Origin of the sequence: Hydrogenophaga sp. SL48, from assembly GCF_021729865.1 — a bacterium.
GTDB lineage: Bacteria > Pseudomonadota > Gammaproteobacteria > Burkholderiales > Burkholderiaceae_C > Hydrogenophaga.
The window spans coordinates 4,195,080-4,218,990 of sequence record NZ_CP063400.1; the positions used below are offsets into that span (position 1 = coordinate 4,195,080).

Below are 23,911 nucleotides of genomic sequence, written 5' to 3' on the forward strand. Positions count from 1 at the left end.
CGCCACGTGTCAGTTCGACTGCTGGCGGCGCGCCTCGTCCATCTGGCGGAAGCGCACGCAGACAGGATCGCTGGCGAACGAAGGTTTGCCGCATTCGCGTATCCGGCAGAAATCGCGCGCGAGGAAATTGCCGCTGCCCGCGCAGACCTGGTCCACCGTCGCACCGGTGGATGCCGGCGCGGCAGCCGGCGCAGCCGCAGCTGCAGCCACTGGGGCGGGGGCGGGGGTGGGAGCGGGGGCAGGAGCGACCCCGGCATGCGTCGATTCCGCTGTCACCGGCCGCGGCAGATGAGGCGCTTCAGCGCGGCGTCGGGCGTCCTCGGCCCGTTGCAACTCCCTGACGAGCTTGGCGCGCTGCTGATCCAGCTCCAGCTGGTGCGCGCGGTCCCGCTGGGCCACCTCTTCAACCGACTCGAGCAGGCGCTCGGTGGCCGACACCGCGGCCGGGCTCGGCGCTGGCGCCACCGTTTCGCTCGCCACCGGGGCCGGTGATGCCGCCACGGGCAGCACGTCCGCCAGCAAGGGCTGGGTCGCGGTGGGCGTCAGGGCTGGCGGCACCTGGGGCGCCACCGTGGCAGGCGAACGCCCCAGCAGCCACCAGCCCGCCAGGGCAGCGGCGAGCACCAGCGCGGCCAGCCCGCCGGCCTTCAGGGCGCCACCACGTACCGGCGCCTCATGGCCCGCCATGAGGGGGGCCGCTGACGCGGCACGGCGCCGCCGGGAACGCCGGGCGGGCTCAGGCGTTTCGGCAGCTCGGTCCAGCGCGGCCGCGCAGCCCAGACAGAACCGGGCCTTGTCCCGGTTCTCGACGCCACACGACGGACACACGACAGCCATGAATAACCTGTAGACAGTGATGGGGAAACAATTTTTAGCACATCGGCCGGGGCGAACGGCCCAAGGCGCCCGGTCCCGATCCACACCCGTCTGCCGATCGCCACATCCTCTGCGGGATACTGACGACCCCCACCAACACAGCGCGACCATGCCCATCGAACTCCCCAAAGAAGCCCGCCAGCAGGCCATCACCTCCATCGAACGCTACTTCCGCGAGCACATGGACGAGCCCATCGGCAACGTGGCCGCGGGCGGTTTGCTGAATTTTTTCCTGCAGGAAATCGGCCCGAGCGTCTACAACCGGGCCGTGACCGACGCGCAGGAGCGGTTGCAGGCGCGGGTGATGGAGCTGGACATCGACGTGCACGAAAGCGAGTTTGGTTACTGGAAAACAGCCAAAAGGAAATGACCCCCCGCAGCGCTTCGCGCTACCCCCCAGGGGGCGATGCGAGTGGCCCGGCGAAGCCGGTTCCACCGCATCCTGGGTTGGGGCATTTCGTTCCGGCACCCTTTGAGCGATGACATGCCAACGCAGCGGAGATCCCATGACACTCGAAGACCTGAACGCCGAACACGCCATCGCCGACCAGCTGCGCTTCGTCGCCGGCCCGGGCGGTCTGCCGTTGGTCCAGGTGCGCAACGCCCACGCCGAGGCGGTGGTGTCGCTGCATGGCGCTCAGGTGCTTTCGTTCCGGCCGGTGGGCGCGGGCGCCGATGTGCTGTTCGTGAGCGAGCGGGCGCACTTTCAGGCGGGCAAGGCCATCCGGGGCGGCGTGCCGGTCTGCTGGCCCTGGTTCGGCGCCGACCCGCAGGGGCTGGGCCGGCCGTCGCACGGCATTGCGCGCACCCGGTTGTGGTCGGTCCGGGGCACGGCGTCCACGCCCGAGGGTGAAACAGAGATCACGCTGGGCCTGGTGGACACGCCCGAGACGATGGCGATCTGGCCGCACGCCTTCCACCTCGCGATGGAAATCACCGTGGGCGCCACGCTGCGGCTGGCGTTGACCACGCGCAACACGGGCGAAGCGCCGTTCACCATCACACAGGCGCTGCACAGCTACTTCACGGTGGGCGACATCGCGATGACCACCGTGACCGGGCTGGACGGCTGCCACTACACCGACAAGGCGGCGGGCGGCGCGGTGAAACAGCAGGCGGGCGCGGTGGCGTTTGCCGCCGAGGTGGACCGCATCTACACCGGCGCGCCGGCCGAGCTGGCGTTGGTGGACGGCGCCCTGCAACGCTCAGTGCACATCCACGCCGAAGGCAGCCGCACCGCCGTGGTGTGGAACCCCTGGGCCACCCTCGCGGCCGGCATGGCCGACCTGCAGGACGACGAATACCGGCGCTTCGTCTGCATGGAGACCGCCAACGCGGGCGACGAGGTGGTCACGGTGCCGCCCGGCGGCGAGCACCGGCTGGTGGCAGAGTTCGGGCTCAGCCCCAGAGCGAAACGCTGATGGTCAGAGGTTGGTGCCGAGCCAGCGCTTGAGTTCGGCCACTGCCACGCCGCTGCGCGCTGCCAGATCGTCCACCTGGTCTTCGCCGAGTTTGCCGACGTTGAAGTAGGCGCTGTCCGGGTGGCTCAGGTAGAAGCCGCTCACGCTGGCGGCCGGCGTCATGGCCAGGCTTTCGGTCAGGGCCATGCCGATGTCGTCGGCCTGCAGCAGCGCGAACATGGCGCGCTTGACGCTGTGGTCCGGGCAGGCGGGGTAACCGGGCGCGGGGCGGATGCCCTGGTATTTCTCTTTGATCAGGTCTTCGCTGCTCAGCGCCTCGTCGGCCGCGTAGCCCCAGAGGTCGGTGCGCACGCGGTGGTGCAGGCACTCGGCAAACGACTCGGCCAGGCGGTCGGCCAGCGCCTTGAACAGGATGGCGTTGTAGTCGTCGTGCGCGTCGAGAAACTGCTTTTCTTTTTTCTCGGCGCCCAGGCCGGCGGTGACGGCGAACAGGCCCACGTAATCGTCGGCCGTGCCCTTGGGGGCCACGAAGTCGGCGAGGCAGCGGCTGGGGCGCATCACGCCGTCGACCTCCTGCTTCTCGGTCTGCTGGCGCAGGCCGTGCCAGGTGAGCGCCACCTGGCTGCGGGTCTCGTCGGTGTAGAGCTGAATGTCGTCGTCGTTGACCGTGTTCGCCGGGTAGAGGCCGATCACGCCGTTGGCGCTGAGCCAGCGGCCTTCGATGATCTTCTTCAGCATGGCCTGCGCGTCGGCAAACACCTTGCGAGCCTGCTCGCCCACCACCTCGTCTTGCAGGATGGCGGGGTACGGGCCGGCCAGGTCCCAGGTCTGGAAGAACGGTGCCCAGTCGATGTACTTCGCGATCTCGGCGAGGTCGAAGTTCTTGAACTGGCGCTTGCCGATGAACTTGGGTTTCGTGGGTTTGAAGCTGGCCCAGGCCACGGCGTCCGGCGAGGCTGCTGCGGGCGAGCCCTCACCCCCGCCCTCTCCCAGAGGGAGAGGGAGTGAAGACGGGTGCCACTTGTTGGCGCGCGCCTTGTCCAGCGACCACAGTGGCACCTGTTTCTTGTTGGCGTGTTGTGTGCGCACCTTGTCGTAGTCGGCGTTCAAGTCGGCGATGTACTGCGCCGCCTGGTCGGAGAGCAGGCCCTGCGCCACGCTCACGCTGCGCGAGGCGTCCGGCACATAAACAACAGGGCCGCTGTAGTGCGGCGCGATCTTCACGGCGGTGTGCACGCGGCTGCAGGTGGCGCCGCCGATCAGCAGCGGGATCTGCTTCTCGCGGAAGTGGGCGTCCTTCTCCATCTCGCTGGCCACGTACTGCATCTCTTCCAGGCTGGGCGTGATCAGGCCGGAGAGGCCCACGATGTCCGCGCCCTCTTCCTTGGCCTTGGCCAGCACCTCGTGGCAGGGCACCATCACGCCCATGTTCACGACCTCGAAGTTGTTGCACTGGAGCACGACGGTGACGATGTTCTTGCCGATGTCGTGCACGTCGCCCTTGACCGTGGCGATCACGATCTTGCCCTTCGTCTTCACGTCCTGGCCGGCGGCGGCCTGGGCCAGTTTTTCGGCTTCGATGTAGGGCAGCAGGTGGGCCACGGCCTGCTTCATCACGCGCGCGCTTTTCACCACCTGCGGCAGGAACATCTTGCCCTGGCCGAACAGGTCACCCACGACGTTCATGCCGTCCATCAGCGGGCCTTCGATCACGTTGAGCGGGCGGCCGCCATCGGCTTCGATCTGGCGCCACATTTCTTCCGTGTCTTCGGTGATGAACTCGTTCATGCCGCGCACCAGCGCGTGGCTCAGGCGCTCGCGGATCGGCAGCGCGCGCCACTCGTTTTTCTTGCTGTCGTCCTTGGCCGCACCCTTGGCGTTTTCGGCCACTTCCACGAGGCGCTCGCCCGCATCAGGCCGGCGGTTCAAGACCACGTCTTCCACGCGCTCGCGCAGCTCGGGCTCCAGCTCGTCGTACACGCCCACCATGCCCGCGTTGACGATGCCCATGTCCATGCCCGCCTGGATCGCGTGGTACAGGAACACGGTGTGGATGGCCTCGCGCACCGGGTCGTTGCCGCGGAAGCTGAACGACACGTTGGACACGCCGCCACTCACCTTGGCGCCCGGCAGGTGCTGCTTGATCCAGCGCGTGGCGTTGATGAAATCGACCGCGTAGTTGTTGTGCTCTTCGATGCCGGTGGCGATGGCGAAGATGTTGGGGTCGAAGATGATGTCTTCGGGCGGGAAGCCCACCTCGTCCACCAGCACGCGGTAGGCGCGCTCGCAGATCTCGACCTTGCGTTCGTAGGTGTCGGCCTGGCCCTTTTCGTCAAAGGCCATCACCACCGCGGCGGCGCCGTAGCGCTTGACCAGACCGGCCTGGCGCTTGAACTCGTCCACGCCCTCTTTCATGCTGATCGAGTTGACGACGCCCTTGCCCTGCACGCAGCGCAGGCCGGCCTCGATCACCTCCCACTTCGAGCTGTCCACCATCACCGGCACGCGCGCGATGTCGGGCTCGCCAGCGATCAGGTTCAGGAACTTCACCATCGCGGCCTTGCTGTCGAGCATGGCCTCGTCCATGTTGATGTCGATCACCTGCGCGCCGTTTTCCACCTGCTGGCGCGCCACGGCCAACGCCTGCTCGTACTCGCCGTTGAGGATCATGCGGGCGAAGGCCTTGGAGCCGGTCACGTTGGTGCGTTCGCCCACGTTGACGAACAGGCTGCCTTCGCCGATGCGCAGCGGCTCCAGGCCGGACAGCAGCATGGGCGGCACGGCGGCGGACGAAGAAGGGGAAACGGCGGAATCGGAAACGGCGGTATCGGAAACAACGGACATGAGGCTCACCAGGGTTGCGGGCAAAAACTGGTGAGCGCCGTTGCAGGTCTGTGCGACCGGCCGGGACCGTGTGGCCCCGACGTCTCAAGCCTGACACCGGGTGCGGGCATCTGGTCGATGCCCCCGGCGCTGCAGCGCTCCTTGAGAGGGGGTGATTTTATGCCAACGCCCCCGGCGCGGGGGTTCGACCGAACGCCGCATCAGCGGCGGTTCAGCGGCTGAGCAGGTCGATGTACGCCTGATAGCTGAAGCTGCGGTTCTTCTTCTGCCCGGTGACCTCGGTCACGATCCCCAGTTCCTGCAGCAGTTTGACAGCCGCGCTGGCGGTGGGAAACGTGGTGTTCAACGCCGCCCGGACCCGCTCCACACTGAAGCGCGGCATGGTCGGCAGCAACTCAAACAGCCGGTAGCTGGCCGGGCCTGCCTTGGCGTGTTGCAGCAAACGCCGGCGGTCGGCCGCCACCAGGGTGGCCAGCGCCACGATGTCTTTCTCCGCCTCGGCCGCAGCCACCTCGACGCCTTCCAAAAAGAAGCCGACCCAGCCCTCCCAGTCGCCCTCGGTGCGCACGTCGGACAGGTGCCGGTAGTAGGCACTCTGGTGCCGCTTCAGGTAACCGCTCAGGTAGAGCAAAGGCTCGGGCAGCAGGCCCCAATGCTCCAGCAGGGCCGCGATCAGCAGCCGCCCCATGCGCCCATTGCCGTCCAGAAACGGGTGGATGGTTTCGAACTGCTGGTGCACCAGCGCCACCTTGACCAGAGGCGGCAAGCCGCCCGCGGGCGCATGGATGAAACGCTCCAGATCGGCCAGCAACACCGGCACCCGGTCTGCCGGCGGCGGCACGAACACCGCGTTGCCCGGGCGCGTGCCACCGATCCAGTTTTGTGAGCGGCGCAGTTCGCCCGGTTGCTTGCCGGTGCCACGCACGCCGTTGAGCAACAGGCGGTGCGCATCGCACAGCAGGCGCACGCTGATCGGCAGGCCCGACGCGTCGCGCAGGTTGTCCTGCACCAGCCGGAAGGCCTGCAGGTAGTTGGTGACCTCCTCCACGTCGTCGGTGTTGCTCACCACCAGCCCGGCCTCGTCGTCAAACAGGTCGGTCAGCGTGGCCTGCGTGCCTTCGATCTGCGAGGTCATCAAGGCCTCCTTGCGGATGGCGCTGTAAAGCAGCCAGTCCACCGAAGGCACCAGCCCCGCCACAGCCGACAGGCGCGCCAGCGCCATCTGCGCCGCGCGGTTGCGCTCAACCCAGGCCGATTCCGCCAGAACCGGAGCCGAGGGTGGCAAGGCGTGAGGCACAAACGCTTTGACCGGCTCCCCGAGGGTGGTCTGGGTGATGTAGGTGCCGGTGACGCGCTTCATGTGCAAGTCCTCTTTTGAACACGGCCTTGATATTAAAGAATGCTTTCATTTGAGACAAGCGTTTTAAAGAACGCTTTACAACAGACACCCCTGCAGACCAGCACTCGGCAATCAAACGTCCGCCGATTGGCAGGATGCGTCTGGTGCGATGCTTGCTAACCCACCTGCATGGCCCCCCACCGCACCGACCCCGACGCCCCCGGCACCGACTGGCACGCCCAGGAGCTGCTGCTGATGCGCGAGGTGATGAAGCTGGTGGGCCGCAGCCTGGCGCCGGCGTTTGTGTTGCGCGAGATGCTGCACCTGATGAGCGAGCTGCTGGGCCTGAACCGGGGCCGCATGGTGCTGGCCGACGAAGCCCTGCCCGGCCAGGAGCGCACCGCCTCGATCCGCCACGCCTACGGCCTCACCGCCGAAGAAGCGGCGCGCGGTGTGTTCCGCTGGGGCGAGGGCATCACCGGCCGGGTGCTGGCCAGCGGGCTGCCCGCCATCGTGCAAGACGTGGACGCCGAGCCGCTGTTTCTCTTTCGCACTGTGGCGCGCGCCCAGCTGCCGCCGCAGACCGTGGCCTTCATTGCGCTGCCCATTGAGGTGAACGGCGCGAGCATCGGCGTGCTCGCCTGCCACCGCATCCGCAGCCGCCAGCGGCACCTCAACGACGACCTCGCGCTGCTGCGCATCCTCGCCACGCTGGCCGGCCAGCTGCTGCAGCTGGAGCAGCTGGTGGCCGAGCAGCGGCGCCAGCTCGAAGCGCGCAACGAGGTGCTGGCCCGCGCGCTCGACACCCACACCGCGCGCTACGGGCTCATCGGCCGCTCGCCCGCGCTGCTGCAAGCGCTGGGCGAGCTGGAGCGGGTGTCGCAGTCGCAGGCCACGGTGCTGCTGCTCGGCGAATCAGGCACCGGCAAGGAGCTGTTTGCGCGCGCGGTGCACCTGGCCAGCGGCCGGCGCGACCAGCCCTTCATCAAGGTCAACTGCTCGGCGATTCCCGACACGCTGTTTGAATCCGAGCTGTTTGGCTACGAGCGCGGCGCCTTCACCGGCGCGAGCACGGCGCGCGCGGGCTGGTTTGAGCAGGCCCACCGCGGCACGATTTTTCTGGACGAGATCGGCGAGCTGCCGCTGGCCATGCAGAGCAAGCTGCTGCGCACCCTGCAGGAAGGCACGCTGGTGCGCCTGGGCGGCACGCGCGAGATCCGCATCGACGTGCGGCTGGTCGCGGCCACCAACCGCGACCTCGCGCGCGAGGTGCAGGCCGGGCGCTTCCGGCAGGACTTGTATTACCGCCTCAACGTGATCCCGATCCGCCTGCCCAGCCTGCGCGAGCGGCGCGAAGACGTGCGCGCGCTGGCCCTGCATTTCGTGAGCCGCGCCAACCAGGCGCACCAGCGCAACGTCAACCTCGCGCCCGACGCGCTGGCGCGGCTGGAGGCGCACGACTGGCCCGGCAACATCCGCGAGCTGGGCAACCTGATCGAGCGCCTGGTGCTGCTGGCCGACCACACGTTGGTGACGGCCGCGGCGCTGGAGCGCTTCATGCCCGAGGCCTGGGCACCGCAGACCGCCGCCGAACCGCCGCACGGCCAGCCCCTGCCGGCCGGCCACGTGCGCGACTACCTGAGCGGCCGCTCACACAGCCCGCAGGCGCTGCAAGACGCCCTGCTGCGCCACCACGGCAGCCAGACCCTGGCGGCGCAAAGCCTGGGGCTCACGCTGCGGCAGTTTGGCTACCGGCTGCGCAAGGCCGGGTTGCGGTGAAGGCAAGGGTTGAAGGGATGGACTGAAAACCGGCGCCACCGATGTGTGACAGCATCAGCGCCATTGACCAAGACTTGCGAGAAGCCACCATGAAAACCATCGACGAAATGCTGAACCTGGCCTTGCTGACCCCCGACGAGCACCAGCAGATCAGCAGTTGGATCGCGCAGGCCGACACGCCCGACGAGATTTTGAAGATGCCGCCCTTGCTGTGGAGGGCGGTTGAACGGGCCAGCGCGGTCATGGGGATTGACGAAGACCTGATGCGCCCGCCTGCGCTGGATGATGGTGGTCTGGTTTGCGGATAGACAACGGACTGGAGAGGCAGCGCGCGGATTCACAAACCAAGACTGCTATGGCGAGCATGTCGCTCATCGGCTAGGAGCGGACGGACGTCAGATGGGAGGAGCCATTCGCCGCGAGGGTAACCGGCATGCTATGCAGTATTCCTCTTCTCGTCGCTTGCCTGAGCTATCGCTGCGGTCATCCTCTCCCGAACCTGCTTCTTTACCTCCACCGGCACTTGCCTCTCAGCTTGTTCCTCCGGAGACATGGCCTTCAGCGTCTCAATGTGAATCTTGGCGAGAATGCAAGAGACGGAAGCGGTGTATTTACCCCTAGGCCTCGCATCTTTCTCTTGCCAGACGTGAACAAGATTCGAGCACCGATCACGAATTGACTGATTATCAAAGTCAATGTTTTCCGCGTGATGTGCGAAGTCGTTGCGTATGGAACGTATCGTGTCCAAGTCCTTCCTTTCAGATGGAGCGATCTTCCCTAAGTAGTAGGCCATCTTGATCTTGGCCGAGAATGTGCTGAGTGGCCCCTGCGATTCGAACAGGTCTTCCTTGGCCTTCTTGTTCTCAACGAAGCAGCGCCGTAACAAGTTCTCAAGGCAAACGTCGAGATATGCGGCCGCGAAAAGCGCGCAGCCTCGATCGGACTCCTGTGTGAGCGCCCGTCGGAACTCTAAGAACTCCAGGAACAGTTTCTTACCGAGTGCTTCGCGATCAGCGGAAATGCCTAAAGCGTGACCGGTTTTATCGTCCGCGTGCAAACCTGAGTTGGGCTGCGCCGCGGATTTAGAGGCTTTTGATGTGCACATTGCCTTCATTTTTTAGAGTCTTGTGCTTCATGCGTCAGATCGCGCGTCACCAGCATGTGCGATTACCCATTGCAGTCCGGTGATATCTCGTGCTGCGGACATTTTAATGTAAGCCTTAAGCAGAGGCGTATCTGCACCAAGGTCTTGCAATCCGAATTGCCTGAGTAGCGTGCGGAAGGGCCTTGCCAACGGTGATCGAAGCAGAACCTCTTCAATATCATTAGCTAGACTGGTAACAGCTGATCGAATATCCAACTCTGGACGATGGAGGCTTTTCAGAGCTTCGTCAAATCTAAATGGGTCAAGTCGGACAGGATCACTACACGCCCAAGAGTGAGCGCCGGGTTCAACAAAGGTGTTGCGCTTGTGACCGGCAAGTTCGTGGGAGGGACGAAAATTGGTTCTCGAAATCAGTTGATTGCCTACATATAAGTCAACCAACTCCCCAACATCTTGTACTGCCGGGGCGGCGTATACGATGAGAACCTGATTCGAGAATTTCGTGTGCAAGTGTTCAAGGAGCTTTTGTTGCTCCGGATATATGTCGTAACGAAAGTAGGGCTCATTCCAGTGAGGCCACTCTTCTGCACTGGGTTTGACCATGTACTCCGAACGTTTGTACTGAAATAGGATATTTCCTTGAATATCCGGAATATTTGATATCTCCCGCCCGAGATGCAACTCCATTTCTTCGGCAATCTCCCGGTAAGACATACCTTTAAAGGGCATACGGAACCAATACGGGTGGCCAAGCCGTCGGAACAACCAACGGGACTTGCTCATGACTATTGCATCTGCGCCAATGGACCCCTCCTGTACCTGACCCGGCGGGAAGTAAAAATTACCTCGTCGGGCGAGCTCGGTGTTGAAGTACCCTTCAAATGTTTTTTCTTCGTATTGAATGCGCATCTGCTGCAGAGGATGATGTGTGATTCCTAACGCCCAAGCTAACCGGCAAAAATGCGAAGCATTTTTGCCAGCGCTGAACCGCCAGTTAAGCGCCTTGCGCTTGATGTGGGTATATTCATTCGCTTGAGTCTCTTCGGCTTGCATTCTTGCGAATGTAATCCCTGAATTCGTCTTCGGTCATTTTGTTGTGCCGCGCATCGTAAGTGCGAGGGTCCGCGTTGTATGCAGAGCGAGTGCTGAAGAAGACGAAGCATCCCTTGATATATCTAGATATGGGGCGCGCTGTTGCAGGCAGCGGCTCATCGCTGTATTCATTGCAATTCCAATGATGGTAAGGAATGTACGTGCCAGGCTTTAATTCTGTCAACTCCTCGCGGACTCCCTCCTGATCCAATGCCCCTTTTATTCCAGTTGGCTCGATAGGGGCTACTTCTAGCCGAAAGTAATTCCAACTCGCTGCCGTGCCGAAGGACTCGTATGTGAGTTTTTTGGGTTTAAGGATTTCTGCAGTCATTTCGCCTACATGGAGCTCAATCATTTCTTCTTCAAAGGCACGTGATACACCTGTTATCGTATTTCCGCCACCTGTAGGATAAAACATATGATTCAGCGCCCGTACCTTTGCAACCTCAGATAGAACCGAACATATCGCGTCGATTTGCGTCCAAGTTGATTGAGATGGAGCACCAAGTGGGAATAGCTTCTGTTGGAGTTCGGTCCACTCAATCAGATTTCTCTTGTGGAAATCGCTTACGATATTCAGCCATTCTTCAATGCGTTTTGCAACGTGAGATATTCTTGGGCGGCGCAACGGATCTGTGTCAGTGCATTCAACCAGTAGTTGATCTAGCGTAGTTGTGTAAACCCCCTTCAGGTACTTGTTTAGCGAGAGGGATGAGTCCGGATTGTATTGGCCATCGAATCCGAGGTCTTCCTTGGTAAATGCAATCCAGAGGGACTTGGCAAATGAATAAACATCCGCCATCTCTCCATTCGCTTCTGAGGCGTGCCGCCTCATTTCTGGAGCCATTGTGAATTTGGCACCTACATCACGTTTGGGTGGAGTAATGGGCTGCCTGTTAGGGTATTTAACAAGACCAAAATCGGAAAGGCACAATTGATCGTTGTAGTACAGAAAGTTTGCGGGCTTTATATCTCTGTGAGATATGCCCTTGCTGTGCAATTGGCCCAGAGTGGATGCAAGAGCAATGAAGTCCCGGGCTATTTCCTCAGCGGAGCGTCCGATTCTGTATTCCTTGAAAGGTTGTGCTACAGGCATTGCATACCATGGAGTCGATTCCCCTTTTTCTTTTGGTGTGTGCTTTTCAATGAGCGGCACAATTCCATTTAAAGTACCGAGTTTGCTTAACGCGTCAATTTCAGCTGTGAAGCGTGTATATGACTCTGTGGTTACTGTCTTAAGGAGTTTTATTGCGTGAGGTGCATGTTTTGGGTTGCGCGCTAGCCAAACATCCCCGTTTCCGCCGCCCCCGAGATATTCTTCCAGCGTCCAATCTCCGAACTTATCCCCGCGCTTATAGCCGTTGCTTTGCTTTGATTTTTTGGTCATCGCGAACAGTGAATAATTATTTAAGGAGCGTAACGTAGGCAGTGACTGGGCCACAACGGCGCACTCAACATTGAAGAATGGCGACCGCGCTGGCCGCCGTTGTGGGTCCATTCGACGAACATGTTAAATGTGCACGCTCGACTTCCACGATCAAGAGACTGTCTATGCGCCATGTGGGACAACCCAATCGAACAAGTCCTCAAAGTCCTCGAAACAAGTCGCGCAAATCCATCTGTATCCGTCTGGTGTTGCGTAACCTTCCTGAAGTGTTTCAGGTATAGCCCCAACCATGAACTTTGCAGAGCAGAACTCGCAGTGATCGTGATCGTTCTCTTTTGACCCAGGCGTGTACTGCCGCCTCTCCAGGATTACCCCTTTGAGGTACCTCTCTTGGTTGGTCAGTCGCCAGTCGCTGGTCTCGCGCATAGTGCAATTTAACTTGTGATTTATCCCGAAAAATGCCGGATAACATTTTCGGCAGTCGTTAAACAAAGTTGCATGACACCTCCGAAAGTCTTTTGAAATCAATCCCGTAGCGCACTCATCTGGATGCATGAACAGGTCTAACGGAATCGAGAAAATCTGACCGATCATGGTTGCCGTCTGCATCTCAGTCTAGCGGCGAGTTGCAAGCTTGAGCAACAGAGCTTGCCGCCGACCGCAATACCAATAGCGGCGATCACGCAGCTTCGGGGTGAGCGGTTGTGGCGGATCGCAAAAGAGCGTCCATCAATGTGTTGACATTGTGTTAACCCAATGTCAAACCCCAGCAGGCACACCACCAGCTTCCGAGCGACCAAAGCCCCCATAACCCAACAAAATCAAAGGCTTACGAACATCAGCCTATCCGCCTGCCACCCTGGCACGACCGTTGCAAAAGAGCACCCAGGCCATCCTGCCTTTGCCCTTTTTCAGAGGTCCCCATGAGCATTGAAGCCACCCTGATCGCTCCCGATCAACTCGCCACGCTGCAAGCCGCCGAACCGGTGGTGATCATCGACACGCGCGACGCCGACACCTTTGCCGCCGGCCACATTCCCGGCGCGGTGAACCTGCGCGAGGTGTTCACCTTTCTCGCCACCTCCACGCCCGAGGGCCTGCAGGCGCTCAAGGCCACCTTCGCCGACGCGCTGGGCAAGGCCGGCCTCTCGGGCGCCGAGACCGCCGTGTTTTACGAAGACGCGATGAACAGCGGCTACGGCCAGTCGTGCCGCGGCTACTACCTGCTCACCTGGCTGGGCTACCCCAAGATCAAGGTGCTCAACGGCGGCTTCAGCGCCTGGAAGGCCGCCGGCCTGCCGGTGTCGACCATCGCTGCCACGCCCGTGCCCGCCACCTTCCCCGAGTTGGCCATGAGCGACGTGATGCTGACGCAGGCCGATGTGCAGGCCGCGCTGGGCACCGACACGGTGTTGCTCGACGTGCGCGATGTGGACGAGTGGATCGGCGACAGCTCTTCGCCCTACGGCAAAGATTTCGCGCCGCGCAAGGGCCGCCTGCCGGGCGCCAAGTGGGTGGAGTGGTACCGCTTCATGAAGCCCTCGGCCCAGGGCCCGGTGTTCAAGACGCCGGACGAGGTGAAGGCCGAGTGCGCCACCGCCGGCATCGCGCCCGACGACACGGTCTACCTCTATTGCTTCAAGGGCGCGCGCGCGTCCAACACCTTCCTCGCGCTCAAGCAGGCCGGGTTCACCGACGTGCGCATGTACTTCGGCTCGTGGAACGAGTGGTCGCGCGACGAGAGCCTGCCGATCGAGACCGGTCTGCCCGTGGCCGTTTCCACCAAGTCGAGCAAGAAGCCCGAGCTCGCGCTGGCCGCCTGAACCCGCCGCGCCGCCATGGCCCGCTTCCCTTCGATTCCCCTGTTGTCTGTCCGTCCACCGCACTCCCCGAAAACCCCCATGTCATCCACCGATCTGCTCGAACCCACCGCCCCCGTGACCACCGTGAAGGCGTACCTGCGCCCCATCGACGGCAAGGGCCTCGCCGACTTCGCCGCTGGCGGCAAAGCCAACCCGGCCCGCCGCGGCACCAACAAGGTCCACACCGTGATGGAGGGGCAGTACCGCTCGCTGTCGCACGTGGGCGAGAAGCACGTGGTGGTGGTGGACGAGCCGCTGCACCTGTTTGGCGAAGACACGGCGCCCGCGCCGGGCGAGATCGTGCTCTCGGGCCTGGGCGGCTGCATCGCCGTGGGGGTGACGGCCGTGGCCACCTGGAAGGGCGTGAAGCTGAGCAAGCTGGAGGTCTTCCTCGAAGGCGACATCGGCAACCCGGCGGCCTGGGGCGCGGGCGGCGCGCTGGAGAAGACGCCGCTGGAGATGGGCTTCCAGGCGATCCGCGTGAAGGTGCTGGTGGAGGGCGACGCGAGCCGCGAGGTGCTTGACGAGATCGTGCAGCACGCGAATTTCTACTCGCCGGTGGCCAACACGATGCGCAACCCGATTCCGTTTGAGATCTCGATGGCTTGAAATTTTGAGCTCCCTCCTCCTCTGGGGGAGGGTGGGGGTGGGGGCACGCATGAAGCGGCGTTACCGGCGCGCGGGCCCCCATCCCTGCCTTCCCCCAGAGGGGAAGGAGCGAACTCCCCCGTTCGCCCTGAGCCCTTCGACGGGCTCAGGACAGGCCCTGTCGAAGCGCCACCCCACACCTTGGACCCGTCAATGAACCCCGCCGACCTGCCCCCCGAACTCGCCGCCCAACCCGCGGGCCTCATCGCCGCCGTGCGCGCCATCGCGCAGGGCCCGCTGGCCGAACAGGCCTACGCCATCGACCGCGGCGCCTACCCGGCCGACGTGATGAGGCAGCTGGCGGCAGCCGGCGCGATGAGCGCCCACCTGCCGCAGGCCGACGGCACGCCGGGCGACTACGGCCAGGCGATCCTGGCGATGGCCGAGGCGGCCAAGGTCTGCGGCGCCACCGGCTTCATGATGTGGTGCCAGTGCGTGGCCGGGCTCTACATGCAGGCCTCGGGCAACCCGGCGCTGACGGGCGAGCGGCTGGCGCGCCACGTGGGCGGCGAGACGCTGGGCGGCACCGGCCTCTCGAACCCGATGAAGAGCTTTGCGCAGATCGAGGCCTTCCTGCTCAAGGCCACGCCGGTGGAAGGCGGCTACCTCGTCAACGGCACCCTGCCCTGGGTCAGCAACCTCGGGCCCGACCACTACTTTGGCGCGATTGCGGCGGTGTTTGAAGGCGGCGCCGGCGCGGGCCGCGAGATGATGTTCATGCTGCGCTGCGACGCGCCGGGCGTGGCGCTCAAGGCCTGCCCCGAGTTCTCGGGCATGGAGGGCACGGGCACTTATAGCGTGCACTGCAAAGACCTGTTCGTGGGCCACGACGACATCGTGGCCGACCCGGCCAAGCCCTACATCGCGCGCATCCGTGGCGGCTTCGTGCTGCTCCAGTGCGGCATCGCGGCCGGCATCATCCAGGGCGCCATCGACAGCATGTGGGCGGTGGAGGGGCAGCTGGGCCATGTGAACCAGTACCTGGAAGACCGGCCCGCCGAGCTGCAGGCCGAGTTTGACGCGCTGGTGGGCCGCATCATGAAACTGGCCGAGACACCCTTCGACACGTCCACCGACTACTTCATCGACGTGCTCGACGCGCGCGCCCACGGCGCCGAGCTCTGCCTGCGCGCCGCCAATTCCGCGCTCATGCACCAGGGCGCGCGCGGTTACCTGATGAGCAGCGAGGTGCAGCGCCGCGTGCGCGAGGCGCAGTTCGTCGCCATCGTCACACCGGCCATCAAACACCTGCGCAAAGAGATTGCGCGGCTGAGCGCCGAGGAGATGCCGGCATGAGTTCCCTTTCCAATATCTACGGCGAGGTGCGCGACCTGCCGCGGGCCGCGATCATTCCGGCGGTCGCCGTCGGCGCGCCCTTCATGCAATACATCTGCGACGCCTGCGGCTACATCTACGACGAGGCCGTGGGCGACGCCGACAGCGGCCTGGCCGCCGGCACGCGCTTCGACGATATTCCGGACGACTGGTACTGCCCTCTCTGCGGCGTGACCAAGAGCGACTTCACGTTGTACGAAGCGCCGAGCATCGAAGCGCTGCGCGCCCGCACCAGCAGCGCCGCCCCGGTGGCGAAACGCGGCGGCACGCCGGGCGTGGTCATCGTCGGCGGCGGCCGTGCCGGCTGGCAGATGGCCGAAGCGCTGCGCGCGCTCGACGCGGCCCTGCCCATCACCCTGGTGAGCGCCTGCGCGGCGGACGTGTACGACAAGCCGCTGCTCTCGGTGGCCATGGCGCGGCAGATGGACCCGGGCAAGCTGGTGAAAGAGACCGGCGCCGACGCGGCGAAGCGCCTGGGCGTGCGCCTGCTCGCCCACACCGACGCCGTGCGCATCTGCCCCGACACCCGCAGCCTGCGCACCACGCGCGGCACGCTGCGCTACGACCAACTCGTGCTGGCGCACGGCGCGCAGACCGCGCTGCCGCCGGCGCTGCCCGCCGCGCTGTGCTGGCGCATCAACCACCTGGGCGCGTACCGGAAGCTGCGCGCAGCCCTGGGCGATGCACCCAAAGACGTGGTGATCGTCGGCGCGGGCCTGATCGGCAGCGAGCTCGCCAACGACCTGGCGCTCGGCGGCCACCGCATCACCCTGCTCGACGTGATGGCCCAGCCGCTCGCGCGCTGGCCGGGCGAACAGGCGGGCAGGCCGCTGCTGGAGGCCTGGAAAGACCTGCCGATCCGCTTCTTGGGCGGCGTGCAGGTGGCCGGGGTGGAGCAACTGGGCGGGCACTTGCGCGTGACCACCACCTGCGGCCAGAAGTTCGTCGCCGACCAGGTGATCGCTGCCGCCGGGCTGGTGACGCCACCGCGCCTGGCGCAGAGCGCCGCGCTCGCCTGGAACCAAGGCATCGCGGTGGACGCGGCCACGCTGCAGACCAGCGACCCGCGCATCCACGCGCTGGGCGACTGCATCACCATCGCCGGCCAGGCCAGCCGCTACATCGAGCCGATCACCCGGCAGGCGCGGGCCATTGCGGCCCACCTCTGCGGCCGCGAGCCGGCGCCCTTTGAGGCGAAGCCGGCGGTGGTGCGCGTGAAGACCACCTCGCACCCGATGACGCTGCACTGAATGGGTCTCGCTGGCGAAGAAGGCCGCAGCGCTGGCGATTTCCACTCTGCCGACAGAAGCGGCTGGGCGGACCGATAAAGACGGGTGGATTCCGTTGTCGGGATGACTTTTCATGCAAGGGAATTTGCTGCATTCTTGCGGGATCAATGTTTATCAGGATCAGCCCAGAACATGCCAGCCACAGTCAAACTCTCCAATAGGTTCCAGATCGCCATACCCAAGGCAATTCGCGTCGGGTTGCGTTGGGATGCGGGGCAAGAAGTCATGTTCATCCCAAGAGGCAAAGGAGTGCTCTTGATGCCGGTGCCACAGCTCGATGATCTGAGCGGTCTCGCCCAAGGCGCACGCCACGAAGGCCATCGCGACCGCCACGACCGCTACTGATCTAGGCGCCGAGCTGCTGACCTGCGACGCGCATTTCAAAGGTCTGCCTGGCGTGGTGCTGTTTCCCAAGTCGGTTGCTCGTTGAGGGTCGCGCGGCCGAGATGGACTGACAAGGTGCTGCTGGCCGACGGCTCATACCGCTTTGCCTTCAAAGCATAAATTCCGTTCGGGCTGAGCCTGTCGAAGCCCTGCGCGGTGCAAGCACTTCGACAAGCTCAGTGCGAACGGTTTCTATTGGATCGAACGCAAATCGGTATCAAAGCCCCAGCTCGGTCAACCCGGGGTGATCGTCCGGCCGTCGCCCCAGCGGCCAGTGAAACAGCCGCTCGCTCTCATGGATCGGCCGGTCGTTGATGCTGGCGTGGCGCTGCTCCATGTAACCCAACCCGTTGAACTGCCAGTTCTCGTTGCCGTGCGAACGGAACCAGTGCCCTGAATCGTCGCGCCATTCGTAGACGAAGCGCACGGCGATGCGGTGGCTGTCAAAGGCCCAGAGCTCCTTGATGAGCCGGTAGTCGAGTTCCTTCGCCCACTTGCGCACCAGGAACGCGTGCACCTCGGCGCGGCCCACCGGGAACTCCGCGCGGTTGCGCCAGCGCGTGTCCTCGGTGTAGACCTTGACCACCCGGTCCGGGTCCCGTGAATTCCACGCATCCTCGGCCCCGCGCACCTTCTGCGCGGCGGTCTCGGCGGTGAAGGGCGGCAGCGGTGGGCGGGATTCCATGGAAGCCTCAGCAAAGAAGAAACAAAGGGCGAAAGCGGCTGCGTCCCGCGCGCAGTGCGCGAAACCCAGGGCGCCGCGGAACGGGCTTTGCCAGGCCGCCAGCGCCGCCCCCTGGGGGGTGACGCCGCAAGCGGCGCGGGGGGGTCAATACTGCTTGTAGGGGAGGAATTTCCCGGACATCACGATGTTGACTCGGTCGCCGTTCGGGTCGGCCTGGCGCTGCAGGTCCATCTTGAAATCGATGGCGCTCATGATGCCGTCGCCGAACTCTTCGTGGATCAGTTCCTTGAAGGTCGTGCCGTAGACGCTCACCAGTTCGTAGAAGCGGTAGATCAGCGGATCGGTCGGCACGCTGGTGGGCAACGAGCCCTTGTAGGGCACGACCATCAGCCACTTCTGCTCGTCGGCGGAGAGGCCGAAGATCTTGCCCAGCACCTTGGCCTGCGCGGGTGTGGCGGTCATCTGGCCCAGGCACAGCGCCGTGGTCCATTCCTTGGACTGGCCCACCTTCTTGGACACGTCGGCCCAGCTCAGGCCTTTGCTGACTTTGGTGGAGATGATCTTTTCGGTGACGTCGAGTCGGCTCATGGTGTTGCCTCTTGGTGGTGATGAAGTGGGAAATGTAATCAATGGGCTTTGGCCCTGGATACGAGGAAATCGACTATGTGATTGCGCAAGTCGTAGTAACCGTCCAGGTGGTGCAGCTGCGCGCGCGTGCGGCTGCGTGGCAGCGGGTTGACCACCACTTCGGCCATGCCGCCGGGCCGGTAGCCCTGGTCGGTCTCCTGGCCGTTGGTCATGAGCAGGATGCGGTCGGCCAGCAGGATGGCTTCGTCCACGTCGTGGGTGATCATGAAAACGGTCTGGTGCGTCTCGCGCACGATGCCCATCAGCTCGTCCTGGATGGTGCCGCGCGTGAGCGCGTCCAGCGCGCCGAAGGGCTCGTCGAGCAGCAGCATCTTGGGCTGAATGGCGAACGCGCGCGCGATGCCCACGCGCTGCTTCATGCCACCCGAGAGCTGGCTCGGTTTCTTGTCGATGGCGGGCAGCAGGCCCACCAGCGCGACGAACTTTTCGACGTGTGCGCCGATCTGCGCCTTGCTCCAATCGGGCCAGCGCGACTTGACGGCAAAGGCAATGTTTTGCCGCACCGTGAGCCAGGGCATGAGCGCGTGGCTCTGGAACACCACGCCGCGCTCCAGGCTGGGGCCGGCGATCTCGCGGCCGTCCATGAAGCAGTGGCCGCTGGTGGCGGTGTCGAGCCCCGCGAGCACGTTGAGGATGGTGGTCTTGCCGCAGCCGCTGTGGCCGATGATGCAGACGAACTCGCCCTTGTCGAGGGTGAACGAGACGTCGGCGAACACCGGCTTGTCCGCCTGGTAGGCCTTGGCGAGCTGTTCGACTTTCAGGAAACCGGACATCGGGGAAACCTTTTGAATGGGGGCGCTCAAAGGCGCAAGGGCTGCGCTTTCGCGCACGCTGGTGTCACTCCACATAGGTCACCGCCTTCTGCAGTTGCGCAAACATCAGGTCGAGCAACATGCCGACCACGCCGATCAGCAGCACGGCGAAGATCACATTGGTGAGCGAGAGGTTGTTCCACTCGTTCCACACGAAGTAGCCCACGCCGGTGCCGCCCACCAGCATCTCGGCCGCAACGATCACCAGCCAGGCGATACCCATGCTGATGCGCATGCCGGTGAGGATGGTGGGCGCCGCGGCCGGCAGGATCACCTGGAAGGCCTTGCGCAGCGGGTTGACCTCCAGCGTGCTGGCCACGTTGAGCCACTCGCGTTTGACGGCGGACACACCGAAGGCGGTGTTGATCAGCATGGGCCACACCGAACAGATGAAGATCACGAAGATGCCGCTGACATCCGAGTCCTTCAGCGTGTAGAGCGCCAGCGGCATCCAGGCCAGCGGGCTGATCGGCTTCAGGACCTGCACGAACGGGTCAAAGGCCTTGCGCATCAACGGCGACATGCCGATGAGGAAACCCACGGGAATCGCCACCGCCATCGCCAGCAGGAAGCCCAGGCCGACGCGGCCCAGCGAGTGCGCGAGCTGGATGCCGATGCCCTTGTCGTTCGGCCCTTTGTCGTAGAACGGGTCGGACAGGTGCGCCCAGCTCGCCTTGGCCACCTCGATGGGCGGCGGGAAGCCCGAGCTTTTTTCGGCACCGGGGTCCTTGCCCATCATCTTGGCGTACTCGATCTCTTCGGCCGTCATACCGGCCGACGAGCCGCCGATGGACGGCCCGGTGGTCGCGAGCTGCCAGATGCCGATGAAGCACACGAAGATCAGCAGCGAGACCACCGCCGCGCGCAGGTTGAGGCTGGCGGTTTTCATGGTCAGGCAGCCTTTGAAATCGCAAAGCTCTTGAGGTAGGCGTCCGCCTTGGCCGGGTCGAACTCCTTGCCCATGATGGTGTGCTTGGTGTAGGTCGGGCCGGCCTTGAACTCCATGCCCAGGTCCTTCATGTGCTTGCGCGCGTCCGTGATCAGGAACACCTTTTCGGCCACGGCCTTGTAGTCCACCTCGCCCTTCACGTAGCCCCAGCGTTTCATCTGCGTGAGCATCCACACCGCCATGCTCTGCCACGGCATGGGGTCGAAGTCGGCGCGGTCGGGCACGTTCTGGATCTTGCCCAGGCCGTCGGCGAACTTGCCCGAGAGCACCTGGTTCAACACGGCCTCGGGCTGGTTCAGGTACTGGCTGGGCGCGATCACCTTGGCGATGAGTTCGCGGTTCTTGGGCTGGCGCGCCATCGCGGCGGCGTTGAGCACGGCGCGGTAGAGCGCGGCGAAGGTGTTGGGGTTCTTCTGGATGAACTCGGTGCTGGTGCCGAAGGCGCAGCAGGGGTGGCCGTTCCAGAGGTCTTTGGTGAGCACGTGGATGAAGCCGACTTCGTCAAACACCGCGCGCTGGTTGAACGGGTCCGGGCCGAGGAAACCGTCGATGTTGCCGGCGCGCAGGTTGGCCACCATCTCGGCCGGCGGGATCACGCGCAGCTGCACGTCGGTGTCGGGATTCAGGCCGGCCTCGGCCAGGTAGTAACGCAACAGGAAGTTGTGCATCGAGTAGTCGAACGGAATGCCGAACTTGAAGCCCTTCCAGTTCTTCGGGTCGCGGTTGTCCTTGTGTTTGAGCGCGAGCGTGATGGCCTGGCCGTTGATGTTCTGGATGGTGGCCACGTTCATGGGCGTGGCGTTGCTGCCCAGCCCCATGCTGATGGCCAGCGGCATGGGCGAGAGGAAGTGCGAGGCGTCGTATTCCTTGTTGATCATCTTGTCTCGCACCAGCGCCCAACCCGCGGTCTTGGTGACCGACACGTTGAGGCCCTGCTTGCTGTAGAAGCCCAGCGGGTGCGCCATGATCAGCGGCGTGGCGCAGGTGATCGGGATGAAGCCGATCTTGAGGTCGGTCTTCTCCAGCGCGCCCTGCTTCTCTTGCGCCATGGCCTGCAGGCTCGCCACCGGCAGCACGCTGGCGATGGCTGCCATGGCCGTGCCCTTGCCGACCGCGCGCAGGAAGCGGCGGCGCTCTTCGTCTTGCGGGAAGAGGGCCTTGACCAGCGTGGCCTCGATGAAGGCGTTGCTGTAGGCCTCGAACTCAGCAGTTTCGCTGCGCGCGCGCAGCTCGCGGGCCGCACCGTCGGCCACCGTTTCGGCGTGGTGATCGGCCGGGCTGTGGTCGCGGCCACAGCTGCACTTCATCATGAGCGGACGGTCGGCGTTGTAGGGATCGAAGTATTCGGACATGGCGCGCACCTATTGGTTGATGACGCGGTGGGCATTGCAAGCGACGGGCCAGACGCGGCGCCAACACGCCGTTTGGCGCGCAACGACCGCATTTCGCCGACGCCCCACCGATGCCGTGTAGGGCCAGCCCTACATTCCTGGCCGTTTCGGCGACCGCTCAGCCGCCAGGGCGGGTGCGCGCATGGCGCTCGGCGTACAGCGCGAGCTCCACATCGTTCTTGGTGCCGGTCTTTTCGAGGATGCGCGCACGGTAGGTGCTCACCGTGTTGGGCGCGAGCCCGAGCTGCGCACCAATTTCGCTCACGGTCCGGCCCTGCGTGAGCAGGCGGTAGACCTGGTGCTCGCGGTGCGACAGCGCTTCCGGCCCCGCCTGCGCGCCGCCCTGCCCCACCGCCGCGGCCAGCGCTTCGGCCGTGCTGGCCGTCAGGAACACGCCGCCCGCGGCCACCTTGCGCACCGCGGCCAGCATGTCGTCGGGGTCGGCGCTCTTGTTGAGGTAGCCGCTGGCGCCGAGCTTGATGCAGCGCACCGCGTACTGCTTCTCGGGGTAGGTGCTGAGCATCAGCACCGGCAGCTTCGGGTGCTCGCGCTTGATCTGCTGCAGCACGTCCAGCCCGTCGATGCCGGGCAGCGCGATGTCCAGCAGCACGAGGTCGAGGCCGGCACTGACTTGCAGCTGGGCCACCTGCGCCAGCACCTCGGGGCCGGTCTGCGCCTCGGCCACCACCCGCACGTCGGGCGCGTCGGCCAGGATCTGCTTGAGGCCTTCGCGCACGATGCGGTGGTCGTCACCGATCAGCACGCGCAGGGTTCCAGCGACCACGTCGTTCATGACGGCTCCTGTCCAGGCAGGTGCAGCTGCAACCGCATCTGCGTGCCCTCGCCGGGCGCGCTGGTGATGTCAATCTGGCCGCCAAAGTGCCGCGCCCGCTCGCGCATGCCCATCACCCCGTAAGCGTCGCCGGCCTCGAAGGCCTGCGCCGGCGCGCCCACGCCGTCGTCCTGCACCGTGAGCACCAGCCCGCCCGCGGCCACGGCGATCACCACCCGCAGGTGCCGGGCCTGCGCATGGCGGCCCACGTTGCTCAGCATCTCCTGGAAGATGCGGAACACCGCCATGGCCAGCGGCTCCGGCGGCTCGGGCGTGTCATCCACGGCCATGCACCAGTCCAGTGCCAGCTCGGCCGAGGCCACGAACTCCTGCGCCTGCCACTCCAGCGCCGCCCACAGGCCCTGGTGGTCGAGGATGCTGGGGCGCAGGTCGGTGATGATGCGGCCCACGTTGTCGACCGCGTTCTCGATCAGGCGGCTCATGTTCTGGCACTTGCAGCGCATGCGGCCGCGCATGTCCTCGGCCGCCTCGGGGCTGCGCTGCGTCTGTTCGGACAGGCGCTTGTCCATCCAGTTCACGTCCATCTTGAGCGCCACCAGCAGGCTACCCAGCTCGTCGTGCACCTCGCGCGCGATGCGGGTGCGCTCGTCCTCGCGCACGGTTTCCGACCAGGCCGCCAGCTCGCGCACCTGCCGCAGCGCAGTTTCCAGCGCCAGCGTGCGCTCCCGCACGCGCTCTTCCAGCTGGTCCTTGGCGCGCTGCAGCGCGTCGGCCGCGCGGCGGCGCTCGGTGATGTCGACAAAGGTCACCACCGCGCCGCGCACCTGGGCGTCTTCAATCACCGGGTGGCTGGAGTACTCGACCGGAAAGGCCGCGCCGTCGCGGCGCCAGAACACCTCGCTGTCGATGCGGCAGGGCAGGCCGCGGCGGAAGGCGTTGAAGATCGGGCACTCGGCCTCGGGGTAGGGCGAGCCGTCCGGGCGGGCGTGGTGCGTGAGCTCGTGCATGTTGCGCCCGATCACCTCGTGCGGCTCGTAGCCGATCAGCCGGGCGCCCGCCGGGTTGATAAACACGCAGGCGCCGTCCAGGTCCACCCCGTAGATGCCTTCGCCGGTGGAGGCCAGCAGCAACGCCACCGGGTCGCGCCAAGACCCGACCGCAGGCGAGCGGCTCAGCTGGGCGGGGGCATCGAGGGTCATGACACCCCACAAGCAATCGATGTGCCCGGGCGCTCCCGGTGCCACGCGCCCGCAGCCCACCCACGCAAACCCT

Annotated in this window: 22 protein-coding genes and 1 riboswitch; of the genes, 9 read left to right on the forward strand and 13 right to left on the reverse strand. The window is 64.6% G+C overall.

The genetic code is table 11. The annotated features are described in order from the left end of the window. Positions 1 to 9: 9 nt before the first annotated feature. Complete coding sequence (locus IM738_RS19865) at positions 10 to 837, reverse strand: zinc ribbon domain-containing protein (RefSeq protein ID WP_236962764.1); 828 nt, start codon at positions 835 to 837, stop codon at positions 10 to 12. Positions 838 to 985: 148 nt separating this feature from the next. Between IM738_RS19865 and IM738_RS19870 the strand changes: the two genes are divergently transcribed. Both IM738_RS19870 and IM738_RS19875 read left to right on the forward strand, forming a co-directional pair. Beyond that, positions 986 to 1,246: a DUF2164 domain-containing protein gene (locus tag IM738_RS19870; protein ID WP_236962765.1), complete on the forward strand. Its 261-nt coding sequence runs from the start codon at positions 986 to 988 to the stop codon at positions 1,244 to 1,246. 136 nt (positions 1,247 to 1,382) lie between these two features. Continuing rightward, positions 1,383 to 2,297: a D-hexose-6-phosphate mutarotase gene (locus IM738_RS19875; protein ID WP_236962766.1), complete on the forward strand. Its 915-nt coding sequence runs from the start codon at positions 1,383 to 1,385 to the stop codon at positions 2,295 to 2,297. A gap of 3 nt (positions 2,298 to 2,300) precedes the next feature. Here IM738_RS19875 and metH read toward each other — a convergent pair whose 3' ends face one another. Both metH and IM738_RS19885 read right to left on the reverse strand, forming a co-directional pair. Next, positions 2,301 to 5,141, reverse strand: a complete 2,841-nt coding sequence (gene metH, locus IM738_RS19880) for a methionine synthase (protein ID WP_272907693.1) — start codon at positions 5,139 to 5,141, stop codon at positions 2,301 to 2,303. A 25-nt stretch (positions 5,142 to 5,166) separates the two neighbouring features. Beyond that, positions 5,167 to 5,290: riboswitch (S-adenosyl-L-homocysteine riboswitch) on the reverse strand. 62 nt (positions 5,291 to 5,352) lie between these two features. After that, positions 5,353 to 6,501, reverse strand: a complete 1,149-nt coding sequence (locus IM738_RS19885; RefSeq protein WP_236962767.1) for a Fic family protein — start codon at positions 6,499 to 6,501, stop codon at positions 5,353 to 5,355. A gap of 168 nt (positions 6,502 to 6,669) precedes the next feature. On the opposite strand from IM738_RS19885, the gene IM738_RS19890 reads away from it, so the two are divergent. Together IM738_RS19890 and IM738_RS19895 are read left to right on the forward strand one after the other, a co-directional pair. Beyond that, a complete protein-coding gene (locus IM738_RS19890; protein ID WP_236962768.1) occupies positions 6,670 to 8,259 on the forward strand; it encodes a sigma-54-dependent Fis family transcriptional regulator in 1,590 nt (529 codons plus the stop codon). Positions 8,260 to 8,348: 89 nt separating this feature from the next. Further along, positions 8,349 to 8,567: a hypothetical protein gene (locus IM738_RS19895; RefSeq protein WP_236962769.1), complete on the forward strand. Its 219-nt coding sequence runs from the start codon at positions 8,349 to 8,351 to the stop codon at positions 8,565 to 8,567. A gap of 128 nt (positions 8,568 to 8,695) precedes the next feature. Here IM738_RS19895 and IM738_RS19900 read toward each other — a convergent pair whose 3' ends face one another. From IM738_RS19900 to IM738_RS19910, 3 genes are read right to left on the reverse strand one after another with little or no spacing between them, the layout of a single operon-like run. Further along, on the reverse strand, positions 8,696 to 9,373 hold the full coding sequence (locus tag IM738_RS19900) for an MltR family transcriptional regulator (protein ID WP_236962770.1): 678 nt from the start codon (positions 9,371 to 9,373) through the stop codon (positions 8,696 to 8,698). Between the two features lie 18 nt (positions 9,374 to 9,391). Beyond that, entirely contained in the window at positions 9,392 to 10,417 is a 1,026-nt protein-coding gene (locus IM738_RS19905) for a hypothetical protein (RefSeq protein ID WP_236962771.1), read from the reverse strand. Continuing rightward, positions 10,389 to 11,843, reverse strand: a complete 1,455-nt coding sequence (locus IM738_RS19910) for a protein kinase domain-containing protein (protein WP_236962772.1) — start codon at positions 11,841 to 11,843, stop codon at positions 10,389 to 10,391. The genes IM738_RS19905 and IM738_RS19910 overlap by 29 nt, the downstream gene beginning before the upstream one ends. A 923-nt stretch (positions 11,844 to 12,766) precedes the next feature. Here IM738_RS19910 and IM738_RS19915 point away from each other — a divergent pair. The 5 genes from IM738_RS19915 (at position 12,767) to IM738_RS19935 (ending at position 17,322) form a co-directional block, all read left to right on the forward strand. After that, on the forward strand, positions 12,767 to 13,666 hold the full coding sequence (locus IM738_RS19915; RefSeq protein ID WP_236962773.1) for a sulfurtransferase: 900 nt from the start codon (positions 12,767 to 12,769) through the stop codon (positions 13,664 to 13,666). A gap of 78 nt (positions 13,667 to 13,744) precedes the next feature. Then, complete coding sequence (locus IM738_RS19920) at positions 13,745 to 14,314, forward strand: OsmC family protein (RefSeq protein ID WP_236962774.1); 570 nt, start codon at positions 13,745 to 13,747, stop codon at positions 14,312 to 14,314. A 192-nt stretch (positions 14,315 to 14,506) separates the two neighbouring features. Beyond that, positions 14,507 to 15,649 (forward strand): acyl-CoA dehydrogenase family protein, encoded by a 1,143-nt coding sequence (locus IM738_RS19925; RefSeq protein ID WP_236962775.1) that lies wholly within the window; start codon positions 14,507 to 14,509, stop codon positions 15,647 to 15,649. After that, positions 15,646 to 16,938: an FAD-dependent oxidoreductase gene (locus IM738_RS19930; protein WP_336886532.1), complete on the forward strand. Its 1,293-nt coding sequence runs from the start codon at positions 15,646 to 15,648 to the stop codon at positions 16,936 to 16,938. Before IM738_RS19925 ends, IM738_RS19930 begins: the two co-directional genes overlap by 4 nt. 84 nt (positions 16,939 to 17,022) lie before the next feature. Then, the gene (locus IM738_RS19935; RefSeq protein ID WP_236962776.1) at positions 17,023 to 17,322 is read left to right on the forward strand and encodes an AbrB/MazE/SpoVT family DNA-binding domain-containing protein; all 300 of its coding nucleotides are present in this window, start codon (positions 17,023 to 17,025) and stop codon (positions 17,320 to 17,322) included. Between the two features lie 256 nt (positions 17,323 to 17,578). On the opposite strand, the gene IM738_RS19940 is transcribed toward IM738_RS19935, so the two are convergent. From IM738_RS19940 to IM738_RS19970, 7 genes are all read right to left on the reverse strand, one after another. Then, positions 17,579 to 18,046: a nuclear transport factor 2 family protein gene (locus IM738_RS19940; RefSeq protein ID WP_236962777.1), complete on the reverse strand. Its 468-nt coding sequence runs from the start codon at positions 18,044 to 18,046 to the stop codon at positions 17,579 to 17,581. A 144-nt stretch (positions 18,047 to 18,190) separates the two neighbouring features. Next, a complete protein-coding gene (cynS, locus tag IM738_RS19945) occupies positions 18,191 to 18,634 on the reverse strand; it encodes a cyanase (RefSeq protein WP_236962778.1) in 444 nt (147 codons plus the stop codon). Positions 18,635 to 18,672: 38 nt separating this feature from the next. Next, the gene (locus IM738_RS19950) at positions 18,673 to 19,467 is read right to left on the reverse strand and encodes an ABC transporter ATP-binding protein (protein ID WP_442908449.1); all 795 of its coding nucleotides are present in this window, start codon (positions 19,465 to 19,467) and stop codon (positions 18,673 to 18,675) included. Positions 19,468 to 19,531: 64 nt separating this feature from the next. Then, entirely contained in the window at positions 19,532 to 20,395 is an 864-nt protein-coding gene (gene ntrB, locus IM738_RS19955) for a nitrate ABC transporter permease (protein ID WP_236962780.1), read from the reverse strand. 2 nt (positions 20,396 to 20,397) lie between these two features. Further along, positions 20,398 to 21,807, reverse strand: coding sequence for a CmpA/NrtA family ABC transporter substrate-binding protein (locus IM738_RS19960; RefSeq protein ID WP_236962781.1), 1,410 nt, complete (start codon positions 21,805 to 21,807; stop codon positions 20,398 to 20,400). Positions 21,808 to 21,964: 157 nt separating this feature from the next. Next, positions 21,965 to 22,639 carry a response regulator transcription factor gene (locus IM738_RS19965; RefSeq protein ID WP_236962782.1) on the reverse strand — a complete coding sequence of 225 codons (675 nt, stop codon included), beginning with the start codon at positions 22,637 to 22,639 and terminating at the stop codon, positions 21,965 to 21,967. Then, positions 22,636 to 23,838 carry a sensor histidine kinase gene (locus IM738_RS19970; protein WP_236962783.1) on the reverse strand — a complete coding sequence of 401 codons (1,203 nt, stop codon included), beginning with the start codon at positions 23,836 to 23,838 and terminating at the stop codon, positions 22,636 to 22,638. Before IM738_RS19970 ends, IM738_RS19965 begins: the two co-directional genes overlap by 4 nt. Positions 23,839 to 23,911: the final 73 nt, after the last annotated feature.

Excerpts from the sequence above, each read along its gene's own strand:
- IM738_RS19865 (WP_236962764.1), bottom strand. The coding sequence starts at position 837 with ATGGCTGTCGTGTGTCCGTCGTGTGGCGTCGAGAACCGGGACAAGGCC.
- IM738_RS19870 (WP_236962765.1), top strand. The coding sequence starts at position 986 with ATGCCCATCGAACTCCCCAAAGAAGCCCGCCAGCAGGCCATCACCTCC.
- IM738_RS19875 (WP_236962766.1), top strand. The coding sequence starts at position 1,383 with ATGACACTCGAAGACCTGAACGCCGAACACGCCATCGCCGACCAGCTG.
- metH (WP_272907693.1), bottom strand. The coding sequence starts at position 5,141 with ATGTCCGTTGTTTCCGATACCGCCGTTTCCGATTCCGCCGTTTCCCCT.
- IM738_RS19885 (WP_236962767.1), bottom strand. The coding sequence starts at position 6,501 with ATGAAGCGCGTCACCGGCACCTACATCACCCAGACCACCCTCGGGGAG.
- IM738_RS19890 (WP_236962768.1), top strand. The coding sequence starts at position 6,670 with ATGGCCCCCCACCGCACCGACCCCGACGCCCCCGGCACCGACTGGCAC.
- IM738_RS19895 (WP_236962769.1), top strand. The coding sequence starts at position 8,349 with ATGAAAACCATCGACGAAATGCTGAACCTGGCCTTGCTGACCCCCGAC.
- IM738_RS19900 (WP_236962770.1), bottom strand. The coding sequence starts at position 9,373 with ATGAAGGCAATGTGCACATCAAAAGCCTCTAAATCCGCGGCGCAGCCC.
- IM738_RS19905 (WP_236962771.1), bottom strand. The coding sequence starts at position 10,417 with ATGCAAGCCGAAGAGACTCAAGCGAATGAATATACCCACATCAAGCGC.
- IM738_RS19910 (WP_236962772.1), bottom strand. The coding sequence starts at position 11,843 with ATGACCAAAAAATCAAAGCAAAGCAACGGCTATAAGCGCGGGGATAAG.
- IM738_RS19915 (WP_236962773.1), top strand. The coding sequence starts at position 12,767 with ATGAGCATTGAAGCCACCCTGATCGCTCCCGATCAACTCGCCACGCTG.
- IM738_RS19920 (WP_236962774.1), top strand. The coding sequence starts at position 13,745 with ATGTCATCCACCGATCTGCTCGAACCCACCGCCCCCGTGACCACCGTG.
- IM738_RS19925 (WP_236962775.1), top strand. The coding sequence starts at position 14,507 with ATGAACCCCGCCGACCTGCCCCCCGAACTCGCCGCCCAACCCGCGGGC.
- IM738_RS19930 (WP_336886532.1), top strand. The coding sequence starts at position 15,646 with ATGAGTTCCCTTTCCAATATCTACGGCGAGGTGCGCGACCTGCCGCGG.
- IM738_RS19940 (WP_236962777.1), bottom strand. The coding sequence starts at position 18,046 with ATGGAATCCCGCCCACCGCTGCCGCCCTTCACCGCCGAGACCGCCGCG.
- cynS (WP_236962778.1), bottom strand. The coding sequence starts at position 18,634 with ATGAGCCGACTCGACGTCACCGAAAAGATCATCTCCACCAAAGTCAGC.
- IM738_RS19950 (WP_442908449.1), bottom strand. The coding sequence starts at position 19,467 with ATGTCCGGTTTCCTGAAAGTCGAACAGCTCGCCAAGGCCTACCAGGCG.
- ntrB (WP_236962780.1), bottom strand. The coding sequence starts at position 20,395 with ATGAAAACCGCCAGCCTCAACCTGCGCGCGGCGGTGGTCTCGCTGCTG.
- IM738_RS19960 (WP_236962781.1), bottom strand. The coding sequence starts at position 21,807 with ATGTCCGAATACTTCGATCCCTACAACGCCGACCGTCCGCTCATGATG.
- IM738_RS19965 (WP_236962782.1), bottom strand. The coding sequence starts at position 22,639 with ATGAACGACGTGGTCGCTGGAACCCTGCGCGTGCTGATCGGTGACGAC.
- IM738_RS19970 (WP_236962783.1), bottom strand. The coding sequence starts at position 23,838 with ATGACCCTCGATGCCCCCGCCCAGCTGAGCCGCTCGCCTGCGGTCGGG.